Here is a 23,362-nt window from a genome sequence, read left to right as displayed (position 1 = left end):
GGCTAGGGCACCGCGAGCGAAACGGCAACGTTTCGCTAAGGGGTCTTGCATGTCGAGCGCATATTTCTTGACTGGCATATAACTGGAGAGGCATATTGGAGTCATGTCCGACGTCCCCGAGCTCTGGACCGCCCTCGCCGATCCGCACCGACGGGCGATCGTCGCGCTGCTCCTGGAGCGGCCCCGGTCGGTCGGGGAGATCGTGGCGGCGTGCGGGCTGAGCCAGCCGGGTACGTCGAAGCACCTGAAGGTGCTCCGGGAAGCGGGCCTGGTCCGGGTGCGACAGGACGCCCAGCGCCGGGTCTACGCCCTCGACCCCGCCCCGATCGCCGCGCTCGACGCCTGGCTGGCCCCGTACCGCAGGCTCTGGAACGAGCGCCTCGACGCCCTGGGACGCCGCCTCGACGAGACGTCGGACGACCCCGCGCAACCCACCCCCGAGGAATGAGCCACCATGTCCCTCGAACGCACCGGCACCTTCGTGACCCTGGACGACGGCCGCCCGGCCGTCCGCTTCACCCGCACCTACGACCACCCCGTCGAACGCGTCTGGCGTTTCGTGACCGACGCCGACGAACTCGCCCAGTGGTTCCCCTCCCGCGCCGAGATCGACCTGCGCCCCGGAGGCACCATCACCTTCAGCGGTGACCCCAACATGGAGGACTCCACGGGCCGCGTCATCGCCGTGGACGCGCCCCGGCACCTGTCCTTCGACTGGGGCGGCGACGAAGTGCACTTCGACCTGGAGGCGCTGGACGGCGACCGCACCCGGTTCACCCTCACCAACGTCCTCGTCGCCGAGGACACCGCCGCCCGCAACGGCGCCGGCTGGGAGCTCTGCCTGGCCGCCCTCGACGCCAAGGCCCGCGGCGAGCGCTTCGAAGGACCGCACGCCGGGGCCGAGGCGCCCTGGAAGGAGATCTACCGGGCGTACGTCGACGCGGGCGTCCCCTCCGGCGCCCCCGTGCCCGGGCAGGACTGACCGCTCACGCCATCTGACGCCGTACCAGCTCGTGCAGCCGTCCGTCCGTGTCGGCGAGCAGCTGCGCGGGCGGGCCCTCCTGGGCCACCTTGCCGTCCTCCATCACGATCACGCGGTCGGCGTCCAGCACGGTCGACAGCCGGTGGGCGATGACGATCCGCGTGGCGTTCAGGGACTTGGTGCTCTCGATGACCGTCCGCTGCGTCTCGTTGTCCAGCGCGCTCGTCGCCTCGTCGAAGAACAGGATCCGCGGGCGCCGGATCAGCGCCTGCGCGATCATCAGCCGCTGGCGCTGCCCGCCGGAGATCGCGCCGCTGCCCGAGACGATGGTGTGCAGCCCCATCGGCATGCGCCTGATGTCCTCGGCCAGCCCCGCCAGTTCGGCCGCCGCCATCGCTTCCTCCGGCGTGTACGGCTCGGTGCCGCAGATGACGTCCAGGAGGGACCCGGTGAACGGCTGCGCGTGCTGCAGGACCACCCCGCACTGGCGGCGCACCGCTGATTGGTCCAGCGCCGCGAGGTCCTGGCCGTCGTAGAGCACGCTGCCGGAGACCGGCCTGTCGAAACCGATCAGCAGGCGCAGCAGGGTCGACTTGCCGCACCCGCTCGGGCCGACGATCGCCACGAACTCGCCCGGCCGGACCGCGAAGGACACGTCGTCCAGGACCAGCGGGCCGTCGTCGGAGTAGCGGAACGACAGCCTGCGGGCCTCGATCGCCCCGGTGAGCGGACCCGGGCGGGTGCTGGCCGACCGCACCTCCGGAGCCGCCTCCAGCACCGGCTTGATCTCCTCGAACAGCGGCAGCGCGGCCACCACCGAGACGAACGCGCCGGTGAGCTGGGTGACCGAGGTGAGCAGCATCGTCACCGAGGTGGTGAAGGCCAGGAAGGCCGCCGCCGACATCGAACCGCGTGCGGGGCCCGCCAGCAGCATGAACATCAGCAGGGTGCACAACGGCAGATAGACCGCACCCAGCACCGCGCCGAGGTTCTTGATCCGGCCCACCTTCTGCTGCAGCTCCCGGCTGCGCGCGAACTGCGCGGCCCAGGCGGCGTACGCGTAGTTCTCCGCCGCCGCCACGCGCAGCTTGGGCAGTCCGCGCAGGGTCTGGAAGGCCTGGTTGTTCAGCTTGTTGCTCAGCACCACGAGCCGCCGCTGCCAGCGCACCTGCCACATCCCGAGCCCCAGGAACACCGCGGCGACCACGACCAGCACACCGATCGCCACGAGCGCCATCGGCACGCTGAACCACAGCAGCAGGCCCAGGTTCATCGCGCCGACCGTCACCGACTGGGCGACCGTGGGGCCGACCCCGGCCAGCAGTCTGCGGATCGCGCTGATGCCCATGGCCGCGCTCGCCAGTTCGCCCGTGGAACGCTCGGTGAAGAACTTCGTCGGCAGCCGCAGCAGCCGGTCCCAGACGGCGGGCTGGAGGGTGGCCTCGATCCGGCCCTCCAGGCGCAGGACGGTCAGGTTCTGCAACAGCAGGAACGCCGCCGCCACCACCCCGCCGACCATCACCGCCAGACACACCTGCGCGATCAGGTCCGTCTGTGCCGTCGGCACGAACTCGCCGAGCACCTTGCCCGTCGCGAGCGGCACCAGGGCCCCGACCGCCACCGTTACCAGACCGCTGAGCAGCAGGTTCAGCAGATCGCGTGAGGTGCCGCGCAGGGTGAACCGGAGCAGGCCGAGCGGGCTCGGTGCCCGGTCGGGAAGCGGCCGGTAGAACATCACCGCACGCGGCTCGAACTCCTCCGCGTTGGCCTTCTCCACCGGCGTCTCCCGGCCGGTCGCCGGATGGACGGCGACATAGCCGCCGCGCCGCCACAGCAGGGCGACCGGTGCCCCCGACAGGGCACGCCGGCCCACCAGCGGGCCGATGTCGTCGCGCCACCAGCGGCCCTCCAGCCGTACCGCGCGGGTGCGCACGCGGGAGGCGAGGGCCACCCGCTCCACCGGGTCGAGCCGGTCGCTCTCGGTACCGGTGCGCGCGGGGTCGGCCAGGGTGATCCCGGCGGCCCGGGCGACGAGTTCGCAGGCGGCGTAGGTGGCGTCCGCGTCGGCGGCCGTCGTGCGCGGGCCCGACCGCTTGCCGATGGACGCCAGCAGGGTCCGGTCGGCCTGGGCGCGCACCGCCTCACCGGCCCTGATGCCCTCCGCGGTGCGGGTCTCGTGGGTGCGCTCCAGCTGCTCGATCCAGCGGTCGAGCGTGGTCAGCAGGCGGTACTGCTGGTCCACCATGCTCTGCCACAGCGCCGGGTCGATCAGCAGGTCGGCGGCGGCCTCCTGGCCGTACAGCGAGCCGTACTGGACACTGCCGGGCGGCACCTGCATCCAGAACACGTCGTCGTCGGTGACCTGCGCGGCCCGCTCACCGGCCATCGGCGCCTGGAACAGGATCGACAGACTGCGGCCCACACCGAGGGCGAGGGCGTACTCCAGCGGTCCGGGCTGCGGCGGGACGTACTGCGGGTTGCCGTAGGCGTCGTAGGACCAGGTCTCGGTGGGTGCGGGCCGGTACAGCTCGCGCAGGGCGACGCGGTGCACCACACAGTCCCTGAGCGGGCGCGCGACCAGGGTGTGCCGCGCTCCCGCGGCCGGGCCGAGCAGCAGCGAGCCCGCCTCCAGACGGCCCAGGTGGTGCCAGTGGCCCCGCTGTTCGGCGTCCACCGCGAACAGGTCCACCGCGCCGGACGCCACCAGCCACAGCACCTGCGGGCCTTCGAGGTCCAGGCGGTTGAACCCGGCGCAGTCGATCCGGCCGCCCAGCGCGCCGAGCGCGTTCAGGACCAGGTCGCCCTCGTGCACGGACGTCATCTCACCGCTCCCTGACCAGCGCCGCGTACGCGCCGCCGCACGCGACGAGTTCCTCGTGCCGGCCGCGCTCCACGATCGTGCCGTGCTCCAGTACGACGATCTCGTCGCTGTCGCGCACCGTGCTCAGCCGGTGCGCGATGACCACACAGGCACAGCCCCGCCTGCGCAGGTTGTCCATGACGACCAGCTCGGTCTCCGCGTCCAGCGCGCTGGTCACCTCGTCCAGCACCAGGATGCTCGGCCGCCGCACCAACGCCCGGGCGATCTCCAGACGTTGGCGCTGGCCGCCGGAGAAGTTCCGGCCGTCCTGCTCCACCCGGCTGTGGATGCCACCGGGCCGCCGCGCGACCACGTCGTACAGGGCCGCGTCCCGCAGCGCCTCGATCACCGCCTCGTCCGGGACGGACGGGTCCCACAGCGCCACGTTGTCCCGGACCGTGCCCTCGAACAGGAACACCTCCTGGTCCACGAAGGAGACGGACGCCGCGAGCGCGCCGCGCGGAATGTCCTCCAGCCGCTGCCCGTCGATGCGGATCACGCCCTCCCAGGGCGTGTACAGGCCCGAGATGATCCGGGACACCGTGGACTTGCCGCTGCCCGAACCGCCGACCAGGGCGACCTGGCGGCCCGGACCCACGGTCAGGTCGAAGCCGGTCAGCAGGGGCTTGTCCAGCGGGTTGTAGCCGAAGGTGATGTTCTCCAGCTCCACATGCCCGTGCAGACGGTGGGTGGACTCGGCGCCGCCCGGGCGGGCGTACAGCGGGTCCGTGCGGAAGTTCTCCACGTCCTTCAGCCGGGCCACGTCCGCCGCGAAGTCCTGGATGCGGCCCGCCACGCCGTTGAGCCGGGTCAGCGGGGCGGTGAAACGGGTGACCAGCGCCTGGAAGGCGACCAGCAGACCGACCGTGATGTGCCCCTCGACCGCGCGCATCCCGCCGATCCACAGGATCAGCGCGCTGTTCAGGGTGGCGAGCGTCGGCGCGACCACGCCCAGCCAGGCGCTCGGCACCCCGAGGCGCTGCTGCTCCTCCAGGGTGGTGGCGTGCTGTCCGGCCCACTTGCGGAAGTAGCCGTCCTCGCCGCCGGTCGCCTTCATCGTCTCGATCAACTGAAGCCCGGTGTAGGCGGTGTTGGTGAGCCGGGCACTGTCCGCGCGCAGCTTGGCGGTGCGGGTGGCGCGCAGCCGTACGACGACACGCATCGCCACGATGTTCAGCAGCGCGACGCCGATGCCTACGGCGGTCAGCTGCGGGTCGTAGGTGTAGAGCAGGACCGCGTACAGGACCACGACCACCGCGTCCACGCCCGCCGCGGCAAGGTCGCGGGCCAGGGTCTCCGCCACGGCGTCGTTGGACTGCAGGCGCTGCACCAGGTCGGCCGGGCTGCGCTGGGAGAAGAAGGTGACCGGCAGCCGCAGCAGATGGCGCAGGAAGCGGGCGCTGGAGAGCGTGGAGGAGATGATCCGCCCGCGCAGCAGGTTCGCCTGCTGGAGCCAGGTCAGTACGAGGGTGAGCAGCACGGAGGCGCCCATGGACGCGAACAGCACGCCCAGCAGGGAGGTCTGACCGCCGATCAGGAAGGTGTCGATGTAGGTGCGGCTCAGGGCGGGCACGGTCGCGCCGACCGCGACCAGCAGCAGGCTGGCCAGCACGGCGGCGGGCAGGGTGCCCGCGGTGCCGCGCATCCGGGCGGGCAGCGCGCCGAGCACCCCCGGCTTGCGGCCGCCCTTGCGGAAGCCCTCGCCGGGCTCCATCACCAGGACGACACCGGTGAAGCTGCCGTCGAAGTCCTCCATCGGGACGAAACGGCGGCCCTTGGCCGGGTCGTTGATGTAGACCCCGCGGCGGCCGAAGCGGCGCCCCATGCCGTCGTAGACGACGTAGTGGTTGAACTCCCAGAACAGCACCGCCGGTGCCGTCACCCCGGCGAGGGCGGCCGTGTCCATCTGCATGCCCTTGGCGGTGAGGCCGTAACTGCGGGCGGCCTTGAGGAGGTTGCTGGCGCGCGAGCCGTCCCGCGAGACACCGCAGGCGATGCGCAGCTCCTCCAGCGGCACGTGCCTGCCGTAGTGGCCGAGGACCATGGCGAGGCAGGCGGCACCACACTCCACGGCCTCCATCTGGAGCACGGTCGGCGTGCGGACGGTCCGCGAACGGCCCTGGGGCACGGGGCGCTTGGGCGGGGCGGCGCGGCGGCGGTGCCGCGTCTCCTGGACGGCGCTCACGGCAGCAGCCAATCGACGGGACGCTCGTCGGCCAGGCGCACCGAGGCCTCGGCGAGGGTCATGGAGGTGAGGGAGAAGGGCGGGCCGTCGGCGGACGACCACGCGTAACCGCTCTTCGTGGCGGCGGACTTGTCCAGGGTCACCAGGACCGCGACCGGCCTGCCGTCCTCGGTGAACTGCTCGCCGAGCTGGCTGTCGCCGAGGAAGGAGGTGATGGACTGCGCGGACTGGGCGCCGCGGTCCACGGACTTCACCTGGCCGCGCAGCACGCCGTACTCCTGGGCGGGCACCGACTGCACGGTGAGGTCCACGGCGGCGCCCTCGGGGATGGAGGCCGCGTTCTGCGCGGGCACGTAGACCGTCGCGTACAGGGGGTCCTCGGGGTCGGCGACCTTCTCGACCGCGGCGACGTTCGCGCCGGTGGAGATGATCTGGCCGATGGTGGCGGCGAGCGCGGTGACACGGCCCGCGGCGACCGTGCGCACGACCGTCTCGCCCTCGGCCGTACGGACCTTCAGGACGGGGGAGTTCGCGGGCAGCCGCTCGCCCTGCTTCGCCAGGACCGCGGTGACCTGCCCCGCGACGGGGCTCTGGAGGATGTAACTGCCCTGCCCGTGCGTGAGAACGGCGGGCGCGCCGACGGTGGACGTCACCGATCCGGTGACCGCCCATACGGCGGCCGCGGCCATGACGACGACCGTCACGGCCAGCGTGAGCCATCCCTGCGGCCGGGCGAAACGCACCGGAAGATCGAGCTCCTCCGGCGACTGGAGCTTGGCGAGGGCCTGTTGGCGGAACTGCAAGGGACTTCCCTCACCTCGTGCGGGTACGGCTCGCACGGCATCCGAAGAGTCCCGGAGCCTGGCCGGCTCCGGGACTCGACGACGCACGCGGTGCGATCAGAGACCGGCGACCAGGCTGGTGACCGGGGCGGTGTTCAGACCGGTGACACCCTCGACGGTGCCGACGGCCGTGTCGACCAGGCCGGAAACCGGGGCGATGCCGTCCACCAGGCCGGTGACGGTGCCGAGGGCGTTCACGGACAGGCCGCCGGAGACGTTGTCCAGCTCGGCGTCGGAGATCTCGACGGTCTCAACCTGGGGGGTGGAGTTCATGATGGAACTTCCCTTCGTATGGATATTTCACAAGGGGGGAGCGGCCCCCTCCGCGTGCCCGTGGGGGACAGGCGGACGGCCGCGACCGCGGGCTGCCCGGCACCCGTTCCCGGATGCCGCAGCGGTCCGTGCGGTGCGATGGATCAAAGCACGCGGCGGGTCCGCGCTTCCAATCAAACAGCCGTCTCACCTGGGCAATTGATCCTCAGGGGCGGTCATCCGTGAGGGTGCGCGCACCGCTTGTCGGCGACTTCTTCACATGCGTCACGGCATCGGCTCGTACGCGCTCTTGCGGGGCGGGAGCCGAAAGCGACACTCCGCCCCAATGGTGTGACCGGCGGTAGCCGGTTGTGAGGGAGTCCGGCCCGCCGTGACTTCGTTGGGCATTGGATGTGCAGATTCGCTGAAGCCAGGATTCCGCTCTTGGGTCGCAACCCCGTGCGATCAGGTGAACGCGTTCGGTGAGGCTCAGCCCAGCAGTGCGTAGACCGTGCTCGCGCGGGCCGCGATCTGACCCGTCGTCGCGTCGGTCATGGTGATGTCGGCGAACGCCATCCGGCGGCCCAGCTTGGTGATCACCGCTTCGATCAGGACATCCGATCCGGTCACCGCGCGCTGGAAGGACGTGGACTGCTGCACGGTCGTCATCGGCCCGTACGCCCCGCGCGCGGCCGACACGGCGAGCACGGTGGCGGTGTCCGCCGCGGCCATCAGGGCCTGCCCCGACAGCGCCCCGCCCTCCCGAGCCAACCGCTGTGACCAGGGCAGACGCAGGACGGCGCGGTGGTCGTCCAAGCCCTCGACGGTCAGGCCCAGTTCAAGGACCCAAGGGGCGAAGTTGTCGGCGAGGATCTTGTCGGCTTCAGCGGTGGTCATCGTCATATGGGGGATTGTTCCCGCCACCGCCCGGCGGGACGCGGAGCTTGGCCGAAACGGTCGTCCGACTGGACTGCGCGGAAACGGAATTGAACGCACCGCGTGACCCGTGCGTACCAGTGGCCATCCAGGCGCCCAGAAAAGCCGCCGGACGATACGGCGGCACGTCCCCCGTCCCCAGGAGGTCGAGAAGGTTGAGTCACAAGCGAATGCCGAAGCGCAAGGCCGCGATAGCCGCGGGCGGTGTGGCGGCGCTCGGCGCGGCCGCGATCCTGCTGCCCCAGGCGAACGCGTCCCAGGACGGCGCCTCGGACGAAGCCGCGGCCCCCAGGACCCTCAAGGCGGCGGACGCCTCGGATCTCGCCTCGCAACTCGCCGGACTGCTCGGCGACGCCTTCGCCGGCTCGTACTACGACGCCGACAACCAGCAGCTCGTCGTCAATGTCGTCCCCGGCGACAACAACAACGTCATCGTGCAGGCGAAGAAGGCGGGCGCGAAGGTCCGCGAGGTGGACAACAGCCTCGCCGAGCTCGACGCCGGCGCGAAGACCCTGAAGGCGAAGGCGACCATTCCCGGCACGTCCTGGGCCGTCGACCCGCGCACCAACAAGATCCTGGTCACCGCGGACAGCACGGTCACCGGTGACAAGTGGGATCAGCTGGAGTCGACGGTCGAGAGCCTCGGCTCCGGCATGGCCACCATCAAGAAGTCCCAGGGCACCTTCAAGACCTTCCTGTCCGGCGGCGACGCCATCTTCGCGGGTGGCGCGCGCTGCTCGGCGGGCTTCAACGTCACCGCGGGCGACGGCAGCCCGGCCTTCCTGACGGCCGGTCACTGCGGTGTCGCCGCCGCCCAGTGGTCGGACAGCCAGGGCGGTGCCCCGATCGCCACGGTGGACGCCGAGACGGCGACCTTCCCCGGCACGGGCGACTTCGCGCTCGTCAAGTACGACGACCCGGCGACCCAGGCGCCGAGCGAGGTCAACCTCGGCAACCAGACCGTCGCGATCAGCCAGGCCGCCGAGGCCACGGTCGGGCTCCAGGTGTTCCGGATGGGCAGCACCACCGGTCTGAGCGACGGTCAGGTCCTCGGCCTCAACGCCACCGTCAACTACCCCGAGGGCACGGTCACCGGGCTCATCCAGACCAACGTCTGCGCCGAGCCCGGCGACAGCGGCGGCTCCCTGTTCACCCAGGACGGTCTGGCCATCGGCCTGACCTCGGGCGGCAGCGGTGACTGCACCGTGGGCGGCGAGACCTTCTTCCAGCCGGTCACGACCGCGCTTGAGGCGACGGGCGCCACCCTGGGCGCCGGTGGCGCGGCCGGTGACGGCGGCGCGGGCCAGGACGCGGGCGCCGGTGACGAGGCCGGTGCGGGCCAGGACGCCGGTGCCGGGCAGGACGCGGGCGCCGGGCAGGACGCCGGTGCCGGGCAGGACGCGGGTGCGGGCCAGGAGGCCGGTGCCGGTGACGATGCGGGCGCCGGTGAGGACGCGGGCCTCGGCGAGGAGGTCGACATGGGCGAGCAGGCCGGACGCCGCTCGCACTGACCCCGTATCAGCGTGACAGACCGGGTGGCCGGCCCTTCGGCGGGAGGGCCGGCCACCCATGTCATGCGGGTGGCGCCCCGGAAGACTTCCTGAGCGGGAGAGTCCTCGACGGCCACCCACGTCAGACGGGCGGCGCGCCGTCAGTCCTCCGCCCGCAGCAACAGCACCGCCACATCGTCCGCCCGCCCTCGGGGCAGCGCGGCCGACTCCACCAGATGGTCCGCCAGCGCGTCCAGGGGCGCGTCACCCGCCGCCGTCAGAAGGTTGCCCAGTTCGGCGAGGGCGTCCTCGATGTCGATGCCCGGGGACTCGATCAGACCGTCGGTGTAGAGGGCGAGGACGGAGCCGGGGGCCAGGTCGACCTCCGTCGTCTGGTAGCCCGCGGAGCCGTCGATGCCCAGCAGCGGCCCCCCGGCGAGATCGAGGACCCGTACCTTTCCGTCCGGCCGTCGCAGCAGCGGCGGCGGATGCCCCGCACGGGCCATCACGGCCCGGCCGCGCTCCGGGTCCAGCCGCAGGTACAGACAGCTCGCGAACAGCTCGGCGCCCAGGTCGATCAGCAGCCGGTTGGTGCTGCGCATGACCTCCTCGGGCGGCTGCCCGACGGTCGTGTAGGCCCGTACGGCCGTACGGATCTGCCCCATCAGACCGGCCGCCGTCACATTGTGGCCCTGCACGTCCCCGATCACCGCCGCGGCCTGCCCCTGCACGGGCACCAGGTCGTAGAAGTCGCCGCCGATGTCCATGCCCTGAGTCGCCGGCAGATAGCGCGCCGCCGCCTCGATCCCGGGCAGCGGCGGCAGTGAGTGCGGCAGCAGCGCCGCCTGCAGGCCGTGCGCGAGATGGTGCTTGGCGTCGTAGAGCATCGCCCGCTCCAGCGCCTGCGCGATCAGCCCGCCCATGCTCGTCAGCACCGACCGTTCGTCGGCGGGGAAGGTGTGCGGCTCGGTGTAGGCGAGGACGACCGTGCCCACCGGGCGGCCCGAGGCGATCAGCGGCAGGTACGCCCAGGCCGCGAACCCGTCGGGCGTGGCCTCGCGGACCGGATACAGCCGCTCCAACTGCTGCCGGTCCTCGAAGAAGGCCGGAACCCCCGTCGTCAGGGCGTGCGTGCCCGGAGTCCGCTCGGTCATCGGCAGTCCGTCGAACTGCTCCACGAACGACGCGTCCGGATACCCGTGGTGCCCGAGCACATGCAGCCGCCCCGCCCGGGAGCCCAGCACCACCAGCGCCTGGCTGCCGACCGCCGGGGCGATCTCGTCGGCGACCAGCTGCACCACGTCCTGCACACCGACCGCCTCGGTCAGCGAACTCGCCAGGCTCAGCAACTGCGAGATCGTCACCAGCCGCGTCGGCGCGTCGGCGGGCGGCCGGTGCCTGCGGTTCATCTCGGCGACCGCCCGCGCCCGGGTCACCCGGACACTCAGCCCCGTCGTACTCGGGTACAGCCGGAACGACAGCCAGTCGGCGGGCGGACGCAGCGCCACGAACGAGGTGGTCTGCTGGCTGAACAGCGCCGCCCGGTAGCGGTCCTCGTACACCGGATCGTTCAGCCAGGGCACCGACGCCCACAGCTGCGTGCCCAGCAACTGGCTCACCGGAATCCCGATCAGCTCGGCCGCCGCCGCGTTGGCGAAACAGATCCGCCCGTGCAGATCCAGCGAGCACAGCCCGTACGGCAGCCGGGCCACCATCCGCGCCGACTCCACCGTGCCCAGCGTGCCGGCCGCGCCCGCGAGGGAGGGCGCGGCGAGCAGATCCGGCTCGGGCAGCAGCGGCACGCTGTCCTCCAGGGCGCGCGCCAGCCGGGTGGCGAGCCGGTCGCAGGCCGCCGCCAGATGGGTGCGCTCGCGCTCCGACAGATCCGGCGGATGCGAACCGGGCCAGGTCACGAAGACCGCGCCGTAGACGGTGGAGTCCGTCGCCACCGGCAGCGCGGCCAGCGCGAACGGGTACGGCAGCACCACCGAGATCCGCGGATACAGGCGGGCCATCTCCTCCTCGCCGCTGACCCACACCAGCCGCCGTTCGCGCGCCGCGTCCGCCACCGGCACCGGAGCGCTCAGCCCCACCCGCTCCCAGGGTGCCGCGAAGGCCCGGGGGAGCCCTGCCATCACCGCCATCTCCAGCACCGGCTCCTCGGCGGCCCGCAGATAGACCGCGCCGGAGTGCGCGTGGACCTCGTCCATCATCGAGGCCAGCGCCAGCGACAGCAGCGGTCGGCCGACCCGCGTCCGCGTCGTCGCGGGCGCCTGGGCGGAGTCCTGCCCGTCGGACACGCCGACCACCTCCTCGCACGGCCGGGCGACGGGTCCCCGGAACAAATCTCCCCCCTGACGGGCCGGACCGCACGGCGAGCGCTCCCGGGGCGGGCCGGCAGAGCCATCGTTGTCACCGGACGACTGTCCCGAACACTTGCGTGACCACTTGTTCGGCGGGTTTCGAGCACCGCCCTCCGCGAAGATTCCATCGGACGCGCACAGGGGCTGCGCGGGTGTCTCATTAGCGCTGTAATGGCGACGTGGGTGGCGACGGCGCTGCGGGACGCAGATCGAGAAGACACCGTGCCGAAGATGCCCTTTCCACGGTCACCGCCCCCGACGCGCCCGACCGGCTGCGCCGCGTCCTCGAACAGGCACTCGTCTACGCCCGCGCCGCCTTCGCCGCCGTCTACACGCTCGCCGAGGACGGCGAGGTGCTGTGCCTGGTGGAGTGGACCGGCTCCCCGCGCACCCAGTTCGGACTGCGCGACAGCTATGCCGCCTCCGGGGGCTCCCCGGTGGCCGACGCCCACCACTCCGGGCGCCCCCGCTGGCTCGGGCCGAAGGACCTCGCCGAGCGCGCCCAGTCCCGGCGGGCCTCCGCCGACGCCTTCCACCTGGCGGTGCTGCCCGCGCGCGGCGAGACCGCCGACGGCTGCCTGGTCGCCGTCAGCGAGTGCGCCGACGGATTCGACCCCGACGACCGCGCCTGCCTGGTCCTGATCGCCCACGCCGTCGCCCATGCGGCACCCGTGCCGAGCGCCGAGCCCGGCGATCTGCCGTCCAACGCCTTCAGCCTGGCCATGGACACCGGCCGCGTCGAGGTCGGCGACGACATCCTGGACCTGTTCGGGATCGTGCCGGAGGAGTTCGACGGCAAGGTGGAGACCCTGCTCGGTCTGACCGTGCCGGAGGACCTGCCCTCGCTGATGAGCGTCGTCGAGGCCGACCACATGTCCATCGGCGACCGCGAGCTGGAATTCCGGGTGCTCCAGCCGGCCGGACCGCCCAAATGGCTCAGACTGCGCGGACGGCTGGTGCCCGGCGGGGAGGGACAGCCCGCGCGGCTCTCCGGCACCGTCGCCGACGCCTCCAAGCTGCGCTCCGACGTCACCGACGTGGCCCGCGTCCAGCGCCTGGCCGCCGCCCTCGCCACCGCCGGCACCGTCCGCGACGTCAGCCAGGCCGTCGTCGCCGCCCTGCGCACCCCGCTGCGCGCCGACCGGATCGCGCTCGCCGAGCTGGAGAACGAACGGCTCGTCGTCACCGTCCTCGACCCGCCCCAGCCGGAGTCCTGGCCCGAGCTGTGGCGCTCGGAGTGGCGCACCGAGTGGCCCGACGCCCCGGTGCGGGCGATGCCGACCCTCGCCGCCGCCCTGCGCGAGGGCCGCGCCCAGATCTGGCCCGCGGGCGCCCCCCCTGGAGCCCGCGCTGGCCGACGTCGGCCCCGGCGGCCTCGCCGTACTGCCGCTGCCGGCCGGCGGGCGGATGGCGGGGGCCTGTCTGATCGGCTGGGACAGCCCGCACCACTTCGGACCCGACGAACGCGCCCTGCTCACCGCCTCCGCCGGACTCGCCGGACAGGCCCTGATGCGCGCCCACGCCTTCGACGCCGAGCACGAGCTGGTCGGCATGCTCCAGCGCCAGCTCCTGCCCCGCCGTCTGCCCCGGCTGCCCGGCGGCATGGCCGTCGCCCGCTACCTGCCCAGCACCGCCGGTCTGGAACTGGGCGGCGACTGGTACGACGTCATCCCCCTGCCCGACAACCATGTCGCCCTCGTCATCGGCGACGTCCAGGGCCACAGCGCGGCCGCCGCCACCCTGATGGGCCAGATGCGCACCGCCCTGCGCGCCTACGCCGCCGAGGGCCACCCGCCCGACGTCGTCGTCTCCCACGCCAACCGCCTGCTGATGGAACTGGAGACCGACCTGTTCGCCACCTGCGCCTACGTCGACGTCGACCTGGAGGAGGGCACCGCCTGGTGCGTCCGCGCCGGACACCTGCCCCCGGTGCTGCGCCACCCGGACGGCGCAACCGACATCGCCGAGGCCGAAGGCGGTCCCCCGCTCGGTGTGATGACCCAGGCCGAGTTCCCGATGAGCCCCCTGCGTCTGCAGCCCGGCACGCTGATCGCGCTCACCACGGACGGCCTGGTGGAGTCCGTCGAGGCCGACATCGACGCCGGTATGGAGCGCTTCGCCCACGAACTGGCCGCCGCCGACCCCGCCCACCTCGGCCAGGTCGCCGACGCCCTGCTCGGCAACGCCCGCCGCAGCGACGACGTGGCCCTGCTGCTGATGCGCTACGACGGCATGGAGGCCCGCCCCCGCCGGGAGAGCTGGACGGTCTGGCGGGTCCCCGAGGCCGTCGGCCACGCCCGCCGCTTCACCCGGCGCACCCTGCGCGCCTGGGGCCTGGACGGCGAGATCGACGCCGTGCTCCTGGTCGTCTCCGAACTGGTCACCAACGCTCTCGTGCACACCGACGGCCCCGTCCGCCTCTACCTCACCCTCGTCAGCAGCCGCCTGCGGGTCGCCGTCGCCGACACCTCACCGCGCAGCCCCGTCAAACCCACGAGCATCGGCTGGGAGGCCACCGGAGGCCGAGGCATCCTCCTGGTCGAGGCCATGTCGGCGACCTGGGGCACAGTTCCGGTCAGCGGCGGCAAGCAGGTCTGGAGCGAAATCCAGCTGAACCGCTGAACGCGGGGTACTCGCCCGAGCCGCGCCGAAGGCTCCGTCCCGGAACCGCCCCTCCCGCACAAATCCGACTATGGTGAGGCAAATGAAGGCTCTCGTGCTGTCCGGCGGAGCCGGTACGCGGCTGAGGCCGATCACTCACACATCGGCCAAGCAGCTGGTCCCGGTCGCCAACAAGGCTGTGCTGTTCTACGGGCTGGAATCCATCGCCGAAGCGGGCATCACCGAGGTGGGCCTCGTGGTCGGGGACACCGCCGCGGAGATCCAGGACGCGGTGGGCGACGGCTCCAAGTTCGGTCTGCAGATCACCTACATCCCGCAGGAACGCCCCCTGGGCCTGGCGCACGCGGTGCTGATCGCGCGGGACTGGCTCGGGGACGACGACTTCGTCATGTACCTGGGCGACAACTTCATCGTGGGCGGCATCCGCGATCTGGTGCGGGAGTTCACCCGCAACCGCCCCGACGCCCAGATCCTCCTCACCCATGTGGCCGACCCGCGCGCCTTCGGTGTCGCCGAACTCGACGACGCGGGCCAGGTCGTGGGCCTGGAGGAGAAACCCGAGCACCCCAAGAGCGACCTCGCCCTGGTGGGCGTCTACCTCTTCACCCCCGCCATCCACGAGGCGGTACGGGCGATCAAGCCGTCCTGGCGCGGCGAACTGGAGATCACCCACGCCATCCAGCACCTCATCGACGCCCGCGCCGACGTCCGGTGCACCGTCATCGAGGGCTACTGGAAGGACACCGGCAACGTCGACGACATGCTGGAGGTCAACCGGACGGTCCTGGAGGGACTGGACCGGCGGATCGACGGCCAGGTCGACGAACTGTCCGAGACCGTCGGCCGGGTGGTGGTCGAGGAGGGCGCCCGGATCGTCAACTCCCGCATCGTCGGGCCCGCCGTCATCGGCTCCGGCACGGTCGTCGACAACTCCTACATCGGACCCTTCACCTCCGTCGCCGAGAACTGCCGGATCACCGACAGCGAGCTGGAGTTCTCCATCGTGCTGCGGGACTCCTCGATCGCCGGCGTGGGACGCATCGAGTCCTCCCTGATCGGACGGCACGCCGAGGTGACCCCGGCCGACCACGTCCCCAGCGCCCACCGATTCGTCCTCGGCGACCACAGCAAGGTGCAGATCCACCCATGAACCTCCTCGTCACCGGTGCCGCCGGCTTCATCGGCTCGGCCTACGTCCGCAAGCTGCTCGCCTCCGACGCCCCCGACGCGCCCGACATCACCGTGCTGGACAAGCTCACCTACGCCGGCAGCCTCGACAACCTGCCCCTCGACCATCCCCGTCTGGAGTTCGTGCAGGGCGACATCCGCGACGCCGAACTCGTGGGCAAGCTCACCGAACAGGCCGACCAGGTCGTGCACTTCGCCGCCGAGTCCCACGTGGACCGCTCCATCACCGGCGCCGCCGACTTCGTCCTGACCAATGTCGTCGGCACCCAGACCCTGCTGGAGGGCGCCCTCAGGGGCGGGGTGTCGACGTTCGTGCACATCTCCACCGACGAGGTGTACGGCTCGGTCGAGACCGGCTCCTCCTCGGAGGAGTTCCTGCTGCGGCCCAGTTCGCCGTACTCCGCCTCCAAGGCCTCCTCCGACCTGCTCGCCCTGGCCTACCACCGCACCCACGGCCTGGACGTGCGGGTCACCCGCTGCTCCAACAACTACGGCCCGCGCCAGTTCCCCGAGAAGGTCATCCCGCTGTTCGTCACCAACCTCCTCGACGGCAGACCCGTCCCGCTCTACGGCGAGGGCCGCAACGTCCGCGACTGGCTGCACGTCGACGACCACTGCCAGGGCGTCGAACTCGTCCGCACCAAGGGCCGCCCCGGCGAGGTCTACAACATCGGCGGCGGCACCGAGCTGAGCAACCGGGAACTGACCGGGCTGCTCCTCGAAGCCTGCGGCGCCGACTGGGACCGGGTACGCAAGGTCGAGGACCGCAAGGGACACGACCTGCGCTACTCCGTCGACTGGAGCAAGGCCCGCACCGAACTCGGCTACCACCCCCGGCACGACTTCCGTACCGGACTCGCCGAGACCGTCGACTGGTACCGGGACAACCGCTCCTGGTGGGAGCCGCTCAAGCGGCGCACGGAGGAGGAGCACCGATGAGGTGGCTGATCACCGGCGCGGGCGGCATGCTCGGCCAGGACGTCGTCGGCGAACTCCGCGGCCGCGGGGCCGAGGTGACCGGCCTCGACCACAGTGCCCTCGACATCTGCGAACCCGCCGCCGTGCAGCGGGCGTTCACCGCACACCGCCCGGACATCGTCGTCAACTGCGCCGCCTACGCCGCCGTCGACGACGCCGAGTCGCACGAGGAGACCGCCCTGCGCGTCAACGGCGACGGCCCCCGCCTCCTCGCCCGCGCCTGCGCCGCCCACGGCGCCCGCCTGGTCCACGTCTCCACCGACTACGTCTTCTCCGGCAAGGGCCGCACCACCCCCTACCCGGAGGACCACCCGCCCGCCCCGCGCACCGCCTACGGCCGCACCAAGCTCGCCGGCGAGCTGGCCGTGCGCGAGGAACTCCCAGACGCCTCGGCCGTGGTGCGCACCGCCTGGCTCTACGGCGTCCACGGCAAGAACTTCGTCCGCACGATGATGGGCATCGAGGCGAGCCGCCCCACCGTCGACGTCGTCGACAACCAGACCGGCCAGCCCACCTGGACCGTCGACGTCGCCGCCCGCATCGCCGACCTCGGCCCGCTGATCGGCCCGGACGTCAACGGCGTCTTCCACGCCACCAGTTCGGGCGAGACCACCTGGTACGAACTGGCCCGGGAGGTGTTCCGGCTGCTCGGCGCCGACCCCGACCGGGTCCGCCCCACCGGCACCCCACCCACCCCGCGCCCCGCACCCCGACCCGAGTACAGCGCCCTCGCGCACGGCCGCTGGCAGGAACTGGGCCTGCCCGTGCCCCGCGACTGGCGCACCGCCCTGCACGAAGCAGTGCCCCGCATCCGCAAGGAGTCCCCTTCGTGAAACGCCATGAGTTCCTGAAGGAACTGCACAAGGTCAGCGCCAACCGCAACTACCTGGAGATCGGGGTCAACGACGGGCGCAGCCTGCGGCTGTCCCGCGTGCCCAGCATCGCGATCGACCCCGCCTTCAAGGTGGTCACCGAGATCCGCTGCGACGTCCACCTGGTGAAGGCCACCAGCGACGACTTCTTCGCCCGCGACAACCCCCTCATCCACCTCAAGGGGGGCCGCCACCCGCTGCGGAACCTGCGCCGGGGCCGCAGCCCGCTCGGCTACTGGCGGCGCACCACGCTGGACCTGTCGTTCATCGACGGCATGCACCTGTTCGAGTACGCGCTGCGCGACTTCATCAACGTCGAGAAGCACTCCGACTGGGCCAGCGTGATCGTCTTCGACGACATGCTGCCGCGCAATGTCGACGAGGCGGCCCGCGACCGGCACACCGGCGCCTGGACCGGCGATGTGTACAAACTCGTCGAGATCCTCGCCCGCTACCGCCCCGACCTGGTCACCGTGCTGGTCGACACCCAGCCCACCGGCCAGCTCGTCGTCTTCGGCGCCGACCCGAAGAACACCGTGCTGCGCGACCGCTACGACGAGATCGTCGCCGAGTACGACCTGCCCGACCCGCAGAAGGTGCCGGAGAGCATCCTGGACCGCGCCGGCGCGGTACCGCCCGGGACCCTGCTCGACGCGGGCTTCTGGCGCCCGCTGACCCGCGCCAGGAACCTCGGCGTGAGCCGCTCCCGCGGCTGGGACCCCCTGCGCAAGGCGCTGGAATCGCTCGGCGTGTGAACCAGCGAAGAGTGAACCAGCAGGGAGTAAACCAGCAGGGAGTGAACTAGCCGGCCCGCAACTCCCGGTAGCGGGCCGCGCAGTCCTCGTACGACGGCAGCAGCCCGGCGCGCAGCGCCTCGGCCAGCGGCGGCGCCTCGGCGTCCTTGGGGGAGAGCACCGGCGGCACGCTCTCCGGCCAGGGCAGCGCCAGGTCCGGGTCGAGCGGGTGCACCCCGTGCTCCCGGTCCGGGGCGTAGCCGGTGGAGCACAGGTAGACCACGGTGGCGTCGTCGGTCAGCGCCATGAAGGCGTGGCCCAGCCCCTCCGCCAGGAAGACCGCGTGCCGGGTGTCGTCGTCCAGCCGCACCGCCTCCCACTGGCCGAACGCCGGGGAGCCGGTGCGCAGATCGACCACCACGTCCAGGACGGCGCCGCGCACACAGGTGACGTACTTGGCCTGGCCGGGCGGCACATCGGAGAAGTGCACCCCGCGCACCACGCCCCGCCGGGACACCGAGCAGTTGGCCTGCGCGAGCGTGAGGTCGTACCCGGTGGCCTCGCGGAACTCCTCGCTGCGGTACCACTCGTGGAAGCTGCCCCGGTCGTCCGGGAACAGCTTGGGCTCCAGTACCCAGGCCCCGTCGATCCCCAGTGAGCGCAACGCCGTCACCTCCGTGCCTTCGCGAGCAGGCTCCTCGCCCTGCGCGCCAGCCGCCGCGGCAGCCCCGGGCCTGGAAGGCGCCGTACCCGCACGCCGTGCGCGCCCGAGCGCAGCGCGAACGGCAGCGGCAGCAGCCGGGGCCCGGCGGTGTCCGGGACCGGGGCGAGCGCGACGCGCCAGGTCGCCCCGCCCATCAGCAGGGCGGGCAGCGCGGCCGTGAGCAGGGCGCCGGAACCGTCGGGTGCCGGGGACAGCGTGGCGTCCGCGTCCAGGACCCGCTCCTTCCCGGTCAGCCGCAGCTGTACGGCCGTGTCGCGCGGCACGTGCAGCGGCACCGGGGCGCCGAGCCGGTCGTGCGTGACGGTGACGTCCGCCGGGGCGATGCGCCCGAGTCCGAGGGAGCGGGTCGCCCGGTCGACGTCCAGCGCGAGCGAGGTGTGCCGCGCGGTCCAGTACGGCAGCACCACCCGGCCGGCGACGAGCCCGGCGGGCGCCGTGGGGCGCTCGGTGCGCGCTGCGGGAACCAGCCGGCACTCCTTGGTCCAGCCGCCGAGCCGGACCCGGACCACGGCGTCCCAGAGCCCGCCGCCGAGGACGGTGCCCCCGGCCGCGCCCGCCGGGTCGACGGTGGCCGTCGCCCGCAGCACCAGCCGGAACCGGCCCGGGTCGTCGGTCGGCACGGTCTCCCGGGTGAACTGGGCGGGCTGGAAGTACTGGGCGGCGCTGTCGCGCTGACGCAGCAGCAGATCCGCGCGGGCGGACCCGAACCGGGCGACGGTGTCGGCGCCCACCCAGGCGACGGCCTCGGCGACGTCCTTCGGCGCGGACCTCAGCGGATCACCGCCGCCCCCGGGGGCGAAGGTCAGCGGCTCGCCGTCGGAGTGGTACTCGGCGGCGAAGGAGACCAGCAGCGAGCCGTCCCGCCACTCCAGGCCCTCGGGCACGGCCTTGAGTACGACGCCCGCCTCCCACTCGGCGAACGCCTCCAGATCGGCGTACCGGTCGGCGGCGATCAGCGCGGCGACCACCTGCTGGGTGGGCGCCAGACCGGCCGCCACGCCGGGCCCGAACCGTTCGACGACGACCGAGTGGATCTCCCGGAACAGCTCCTTGCGGTAGTCGGCGGGCAGGGCCAGCAGCCGCTTGCCGCGCATCCGTTCGACCATCTCGACCCGCAGCCAGCGGCGGAACAGCCGGTCCCGCAGCGGACCCGGCTCGGTGTACTCCTCGACGACGTCCAGCGCCTCGCGCAGGTTCTTGAAGTAGCCGACCGGGTCGAAGCGCTGGAAGCCCGCGTTGGAGGAGTCGTCCCGGCGGACGTGGTAGTAGCAGACGTAGTCGCTGAGCACCGCGACGTTGTCCGCGCGCAGGTACGCCTCCGTGATGAAGACGTGGTCCTCCAGGCGCCGTCTGCCCTCCGGGAAGCGCAGGCCGATGCGGTCGAGGAAGGCGCGGCGGACCATCTTGTGCGGGGTGAGGCTGTCGATCAGCGGGGCGTTCTCCACGGTGGCCCGCGGCCGGTTCTCGCGGAACAGCTCCACCGGCACGCCGCGGCCCTGGCCGGCCATCTTGCCGACCACGACGTCGGCGTCGTGGGCCACGCCGTAGTCGTACATCCGCTCAAGGGCCTCGTCGCCGAGGTAGTCGTCGTTGTCCACGAACATCACGTACTCGCCGCGCGAGGCGGCGATACCGACGTTGCGCGGCTTGCCCGACCAGCCCGAGTTCTCCTGGTGCACCACCGTCACCCTGGGGTCCTCGGCGGCCAGCGCGTCGAGGCGGGCCGGGGTGTCGTCGGTGGAGCCGTCGTCGACGAAGATCACTTCGTACTCGTCGGGGGGCAGGGACTGCCGCAGCAGTGAGGAGACGCAGTCCTCGATGTACGTCCCCGGGTTGTAGACGGGAACGATGACGCTGACCTTGACCGGCATCGCGCTCGAAGTCCCCTCGGGTCGTCGCTTGCCTTGCTTGGGTGCGTTGGGGTCGATGCTAACGCGCTGTGTCCCTACCGGCGCTGCCGCACCGCCCGCCGCCAACGCCAGGCGAACAGCACCAGGGCGGCCGCGACCAGCGGAGGTCCCACGCGACGGGCGACGGGAAGTGCAGCCGTTCGGGTGAGGTCGATGGGCGCGGCGGGTTCGGGCTCCGGTGCCTGCTTCCGCTCCTGCTGCCCCTGCCCCTGCCCCTGCCCCTGCCCCTCCTGCTCCTGCTCCTGTTCCGGTTCGGTCAGGCGCTCCGCGAGACAGTCCGCGAACTGGGTGACCAGACGTCCGCCCACCTCCGACAGCAGGCCGCGCCCGAACTGTGCGGGGCGCCCCGTCACCGCGAGATCGGTGCGCACGGTGACCGCTGTCTCCCTCTCACGCGGGGTGAGCGTGCCGGTGACGGTGGCCCGCGCGGTGCCCTGGCCGCGGGTCTCCCGGCCGCTGGCGATCAGCACCATGCGGTGCTCGGTGTCGTCCCGCTCCTCGAAGACGGCGGTGCCCCGGTACGTCAGGGTGACCGGACCGACCTTGACCCGGACCGAACCGGTAACGGTCTTGCCGTCGTAGTCGGTCACGCTCGCCCCCGGCAGACAGGGTGCGATCCGCTCGATGTCGAGGAGCGCCCGCCAGGCGTCGTCGACGGGGACGGGCACGGTGAACTCGTGCTGAAGTTCCATCACTTCCTCCTCGGAGCGGTGGCGTTTGTCAGGGCGAGGTGTGGATCGCCCCCGCGGTCACGGTCAGCGGGGCGCCCGTGCCGCCCCAGCGCAGGGCGACGATCTCCGCGGCCACCGACACGGCGACCTCCTCGGGCGTACGGGCGCCCAGGTCGAGGCCGACGGGCGAGCGCAGCCGGGACAGTTCGGCCGGGGTCAGCCCGGCCTCCTCCAGCCGCCGCATCCGGTCGTCGTGGGTACGGCGGCTGCCCATCGCCCCGATGTACGCGGCCGGCCGGCGCAGCGCCTCCTGAAGCAGCGGCACGTCGAACTTGGGGTCGTGGGTGAGGACGCAGATGACGGTGCGCCCGTCGGTCCCGGTGCTTTGGAGATACCGGTGCGGCCAGTCCACGACGACCTCCACGCCCTCCGGGAACCGCTTGGGCGTGGCGAACACCGGGCGGGCGTCGCACACCGTGACCCGGTAGCCGAGGAAGTCCCCGATCCGGGCGACCGCGGCGGCGTAGTCGATGGCGCCGAAGACCAGCATGCGCGGCGGCGGGGCGAAGGAGTGCAGGAAGACGGCGACCGCGTCCTCACGGCGCTCGCCGTGCGGCCCGTAGTGGCGCAGCCCCGTGGCACCGAGGGCGAGTTCACCCCGTGCGTCGGCGGCGACCGCGGCGTCCAGGCCCTCCGTGCCGAGGCTGCCGAGCACCCGGTCGGGCCACACCGCGAGGCTCGCCCCGCGCGGCGCGGGCCCGTCGGTCACGGTGGCGACGGTGACCGGCTCCCCGGCGGCGACGGAGTCGGCGAGGGCACCGAAGGAGGGGTCGAGGTCGGCGGTCACCGGCCGTACGAGGAGGGTGATCTCCCCGCCGCAGGTGAGCCCCACGGCGAAGGCGTCCTCGTCGCTGTACCCGAAGGTCTCCAGCCGGGGCTCCCCGTCGGCCACGACCTCCTGCGCCAGCTCGAACACGGCGCCCTCGACGCACCCGCCCGACACACTCCCGACCACCTCGTCGTCGGGCCCGACGGCCATGGCCGCGCCCGGTCCGCGGGGCGCGCTGCGGCTCGTCGCGACGACGGTGGCCAGCCCGAAGGGGACACCGGCCGCGTACCAGCGCTTCAGTGCCGGGAGGAGGTCACGCATCGCGGGCTCCTCCCACCGCACCGGGAGAACGGTCACGCATCTTCCGCTCCTCTCACCACCGCCGCCAGGCGTTCCAGTGCCGCCAGGCTGTGGCCCTCGACGAAGGTGTCGACGCTGGGCAGCGCCGCCGCCATGCCGGCCGCGAGCGGGGCGTAGCCGGGGCGGGCCTTGAGGGGGTTGGCCCAGACGACCCGGTGTGCCAGGCGGTGGAGGCGGCGCATGGCCGTGGCGAGGGTCTCCGGGTCGCCGCGCTCCCAGCCGTCGGACAGCACCACCACGATCGCACCGCGCGCCGTGCCGCGCTGCCCCCAGCGGTCCAGGAACGCCCGCAGCAGCTCGCCCAGCCGGGTGCCGCCGCGCCAGTCCGGTACCGCCTCGGCGACCGCTGCCATCGCCAGGTCGGGATCCCGGTGGGACAGCTCCCGGGTGACTCTGGTCAGCCGGGTCCCGATGGTGAACACCTCCGTCCGGCCCCCGCGCACGGCGGCGTGCGCGAAGCGCAGCAGCGCGTCCGCGTACGGTGCCATCGAGCCGCTGACGTCGACCAGCAGCACCACCCGCCGGGGCCGCTCGGTGCGCGTGTGCCGGAGCGGCCGGGCGGGC

Annotated in this window: 18 protein-coding genes and 1 pseudogene; 8 read left to right on the top strand and 11 right to left on the bottom strand. The window is 72.5% G+C overall.

Features of this window, described 5'->3' with window-relative positions; genetic code table 11:
* The first annotated feature begins 103 nt into the window (after window positions 1-103).
* Window positions 104-448 (top strand): ArsR/SmtB family transcription factor, encoded by a 345-nt coding sequence (locus tag GA0115233_RS32945; protein ID WP_093723995.1) that lies wholly within the window; start codon window positions 104-106, stop codon window positions 446-448.
* 6 nt (window positions 449-454) lie between these two features.
* The gene (locus GA0115233_RS32940; protein WP_093723994.1) at window positions 455-982 is read left to right on the top strand and encodes an SRPBCC family protein; all 528 of its coding nucleotides are present in this window, start codon (window positions 455-457) and stop codon (window positions 980-982) included.
* A gap of 4 nt (window positions 983-986) precedes the next feature.
* On the opposite strand, the gene GA0115233_RS32935 is transcribed toward GA0115233_RS32940, so the two are convergent.
* The 5 genes from GA0115233_RS32935 to GA0115233_RS32915 all read right to left on the bottom strand — a co-directional run bounded on the left by GA0115233_RS32935 (window position 987) and on the right by GA0115233_RS32915 (window position 8,024).
* Entirely contained in the window at window positions 987-3,803 is a 2,817-nt protein-coding gene (locus GA0115233_RS32935) for an NHLP bacteriocin export ABC transporter permease/ATPase subunit (protein WP_093723993.1), read from the bottom strand.
* A gap of 1 nt (window position 3,804) precedes the next feature.
* Window positions 3,805-6,027 carry an NHLP family bacteriocin export ABC transporter peptidase/permease/ATPase subunit gene (locus tag GA0115233_RS32930; protein ID WP_093723992.1) on the bottom strand — a complete coding sequence of 741 codons (2,223 nt, stop codon included), beginning with the start codon at window positions 6,025-6,027 and terminating at the stop codon, window positions 3,805-3,807.
* Entirely contained in the window at window positions 6,024-6,830 is an 807-nt protein-coding gene (locus tag GA0115233_RS32925; RefSeq protein ID WP_093723991.1) for an HlyD family efflux transporter periplasmic adaptor subunit, read from the bottom strand. Before GA0115233_RS32925 ends, GA0115233_RS32930 begins: the two co-directional genes overlap by 4 nt.
* A gap of 96 nt (window positions 6,831-6,926) precedes the next feature.
* Window positions 6,927-7,142 (bottom strand): type A2 lantipeptide, encoded by a 216-nt coding sequence (locus GA0115233_RS32920; RefSeq protein WP_093723990.1) that lies wholly within the window; start codon window positions 7,140-7,142, stop codon window positions 6,927-6,929.
* 468 nt (window positions 7,143-7,610) lie between these two features.
* Complete coding sequence (locus tag GA0115233_RS32915) at window positions 7,611-8,024, bottom strand: PaaI family thioesterase (protein WP_093723989.1); 414 nt, start codon at window positions 8,022-8,024, stop codon at window positions 7,611-7,613.
* Window positions 8,025-8,212: 188 nt separating this feature from the next.
* Between GA0115233_RS32915 and GA0115233_RS32910 the strand changes: the two genes are divergently transcribed.
* Window positions 8,213-9,568, top strand: a complete 1,356-nt coding sequence (locus GA0115233_RS32910; RefSeq protein ID WP_093723988.1) for a S1 family peptidase — start codon at window positions 8,213-8,215, stop codon at window positions 9,566-9,568.
* 140 nt (window positions 9,569-9,708) lie between these two features.
* Here the strand turns inward: GA0115233_RS32910 and GA0115233_RS32905 are convergent, their stop codons facing one another.
* Window positions 9,709-11,856 (bottom strand): SpoIIE family protein phosphatase, encoded by a 2,148-nt coding sequence (locus tag GA0115233_RS32905; RefSeq protein WP_093724004.1) that lies wholly within the window; start codon window positions 11,854-11,856, stop codon window positions 9,709-9,711.
* 233 nt (window positions 11,857-12,089) lie between these two features.
* Here GA0115233_RS32905 and GA0115233_RS32900 point away from each other — a divergent pair.
* From GA0115233_RS32900 to GA0115233_RS32880, 5 genes and pseudogenes are all read left to right on the top strand, one after another.
* Window positions 12,090-14,517 (top strand): annotated as a pseudogene (locus GA0115233_RS32900) (SpoIIE family protein phosphatase); the annotation flags it as partial.
* A gap of 97 nt (window positions 14,518-14,614) precedes the next feature.
* Window positions 14,615-15,682 (top strand): glucose-1-phosphate thymidylyltransferase, encoded by a 1,068-nt coding sequence (locus GA0115233_RS32895; protein ID WP_093723987.1) that lies wholly within the window; start codon window positions 14,615-14,617, stop codon window positions 15,680-15,682.
* Entirely contained in the window at window positions 15,679-16,659 is a 981-nt protein-coding gene (rfbB, locus tag GA0115233_RS32890; protein WP_093723986.1) for a dTDP-glucose 4,6-dehydratase, read from the top strand. Before GA0115233_RS32895 ends, rfbB begins: the two co-directional genes overlap by 4 nt.
* Entirely contained in the window at window positions 16,656-17,531 is an 876-nt protein-coding gene (gene rfbD, locus GA0115233_RS32885) for a dTDP-4-dehydrorhamnose reductase (protein WP_093723985.1), read from the top strand. Before rfbB ends, rfbD begins: the two co-directional genes overlap by 4 nt.
* Window positions 17,528-18,325: a methyltransferase type 11 gene (locus tag GA0115233_RS32880; RefSeq protein WP_093723984.1), complete on the top strand. Its 798-nt coding sequence runs from the start codon at window positions 17,528-17,530 to the stop codon at window positions 18,323-18,325. Before rfbD ends, GA0115233_RS32880 begins: the two co-directional genes overlap by 4 nt.
* Window positions 18,326-18,371: 46 nt before the next feature.
* Here the strand turns inward: GA0115233_RS32880 and rfbC are convergent, their stop codons facing one another.
* From rfbC to GA0115233_RS32855, 5 genes are all read right to left on the bottom strand, one after another.
* Window positions 18,372-18,968: a dTDP-4-dehydrorhamnose 3,5-epimerase gene (gene rfbC / locus GA0115233_RS32875; protein WP_093724003.1), complete on the bottom strand. Its 597-nt coding sequence runs from the start codon at window positions 18,966-18,968 to the stop codon at window positions 18,372-18,374.
* A 5-nt stretch (window positions 18,969-18,973) separates the two neighbouring features.
* Entirely contained in the window at window positions 18,974-20,899 is a 1,926-nt protein-coding gene (locus tag GA0115233_RS32870) for a glycosyltransferase family 2 protein (RefSeq protein WP_093723983.1), read from the bottom strand.
* Window positions 20,900-20,973: 74 nt separating this feature from the next.
* A complete protein-coding gene (locus GA0115233_RS32865) occupies window positions 20,974-21,630 on the bottom strand; it encodes an SRPBCC family protein (protein ID WP_093723982.1) in 657 nt (218 codons plus the stop codon).
* Between the two features lie 28 nt (window positions 21,631-21,658).
* Window positions 21,659-22,759: an XdhC family protein gene (locus tag GA0115233_RS32860; RefSeq protein WP_176712029.1), complete on the bottom strand. Its 1,101-nt coding sequence runs from the start codon at window positions 22,757-22,759 to the stop codon at window positions 21,659-21,661.
* Window positions 22,760-22,791: 32 nt separating this feature from the next.
* A partial coding sequence (locus GA0115233_RS32855; RefSeq protein ID WP_141689602.1) for a VWA domain-containing protein occupies window positions 22,792-23,362 on the bottom strand: 571 nt, incomplete at its 5' end.

Source organism: Streptomyces sp. DI166 (genome assembly GCF_900091315.1).
Lineage (GTDB): Bacteria > Actinomycetota > Actinomycetes > Streptomycetales > Streptomycetaceae > Streptomyces > Streptomyces fuscus.
This window is presented reverse-complemented; position numbering and strand designations above follow the sequence as displayed.

What these genes read in the sequence shown, in the direction of transcription:
- GA0115233_RS32945 (WP_093723995.1), top strand. Translation starts at nt 104, where the DNA reads ATGTCCGACGTCCCCGAGCTCTGGACCGCCCTCGCCGATCCGCACCGA.
- GA0115233_RS32940 (WP_093723994.1), top strand. Translation starts at nt 455, where the DNA reads ATGTCCCTCGAACGCACCGGCACCTTCGTGACCCTGGACGACGGCCGC.
- GA0115233_RS32935 (WP_093723993.1), bottom strand. Translation starts at nt 3,803, where the DNA reads ATGACGTCCGTGCACGAGGGCGACCTGGTCCTGAACGCGCTCGGCGCG.
- GA0115233_RS32920 (WP_093723990.1), bottom strand. Translation starts at nt 7,142, where the DNA reads ATGAACTCCACCCCCCAGGTTGAGACCGTCGAGATCTCCGACGCCGAG.
- GA0115233_RS32915 (WP_093723989.1), bottom strand. Translation starts at nt 8,024, where the DNA reads ATGACGATGACCACCGCTGAAGCCGACAAGATCCTCGCCGACAACTTC.
- GA0115233_RS32895 (WP_093723987.1), top strand. Translation starts at nt 14,615, where the DNA reads ATGAAGGCTCTCGTGCTGTCCGGCGGAGCCGGTACGCGGCTGAGGCCG.
- rfbB (WP_093723986.1), top strand. Translation starts at nt 15,679, where the DNA reads ATGAACCTCCTCGTCACCGGTGCCGCCGGCTTCATCGGCTCGGCCTAC.
- rfbD (WP_093723985.1), top strand. Translation starts at nt 16,656, where the DNA reads ATGAGGTGGCTGATCACCGGCGCGGGCGGCATGCTCGGCCAGGACGTC.
- GA0115233_RS32870 (WP_093723983.1), bottom strand. Translation starts at nt 20,899, where the DNA reads ATGCCGGTCAAGGTCAGCGTCATCGTTCCCGTCTACAACCCGGGGACG.
- GA0115233_RS32865 (WP_093723982.1), bottom strand. Translation starts at nt 21,630, where the DNA reads ATGGAACTTCAGCACGAGTTCACCGTGCCCGTCCCCGTCGACGACGCC.
- GA0115233_RS32860 (WP_176712029.1), bottom strand. Translation starts at nt 22,759, where the DNA reads ATGCGTGACCTCCTCCCGGCACTGAAGCGCTGGTACGCGGCCGGTGTC.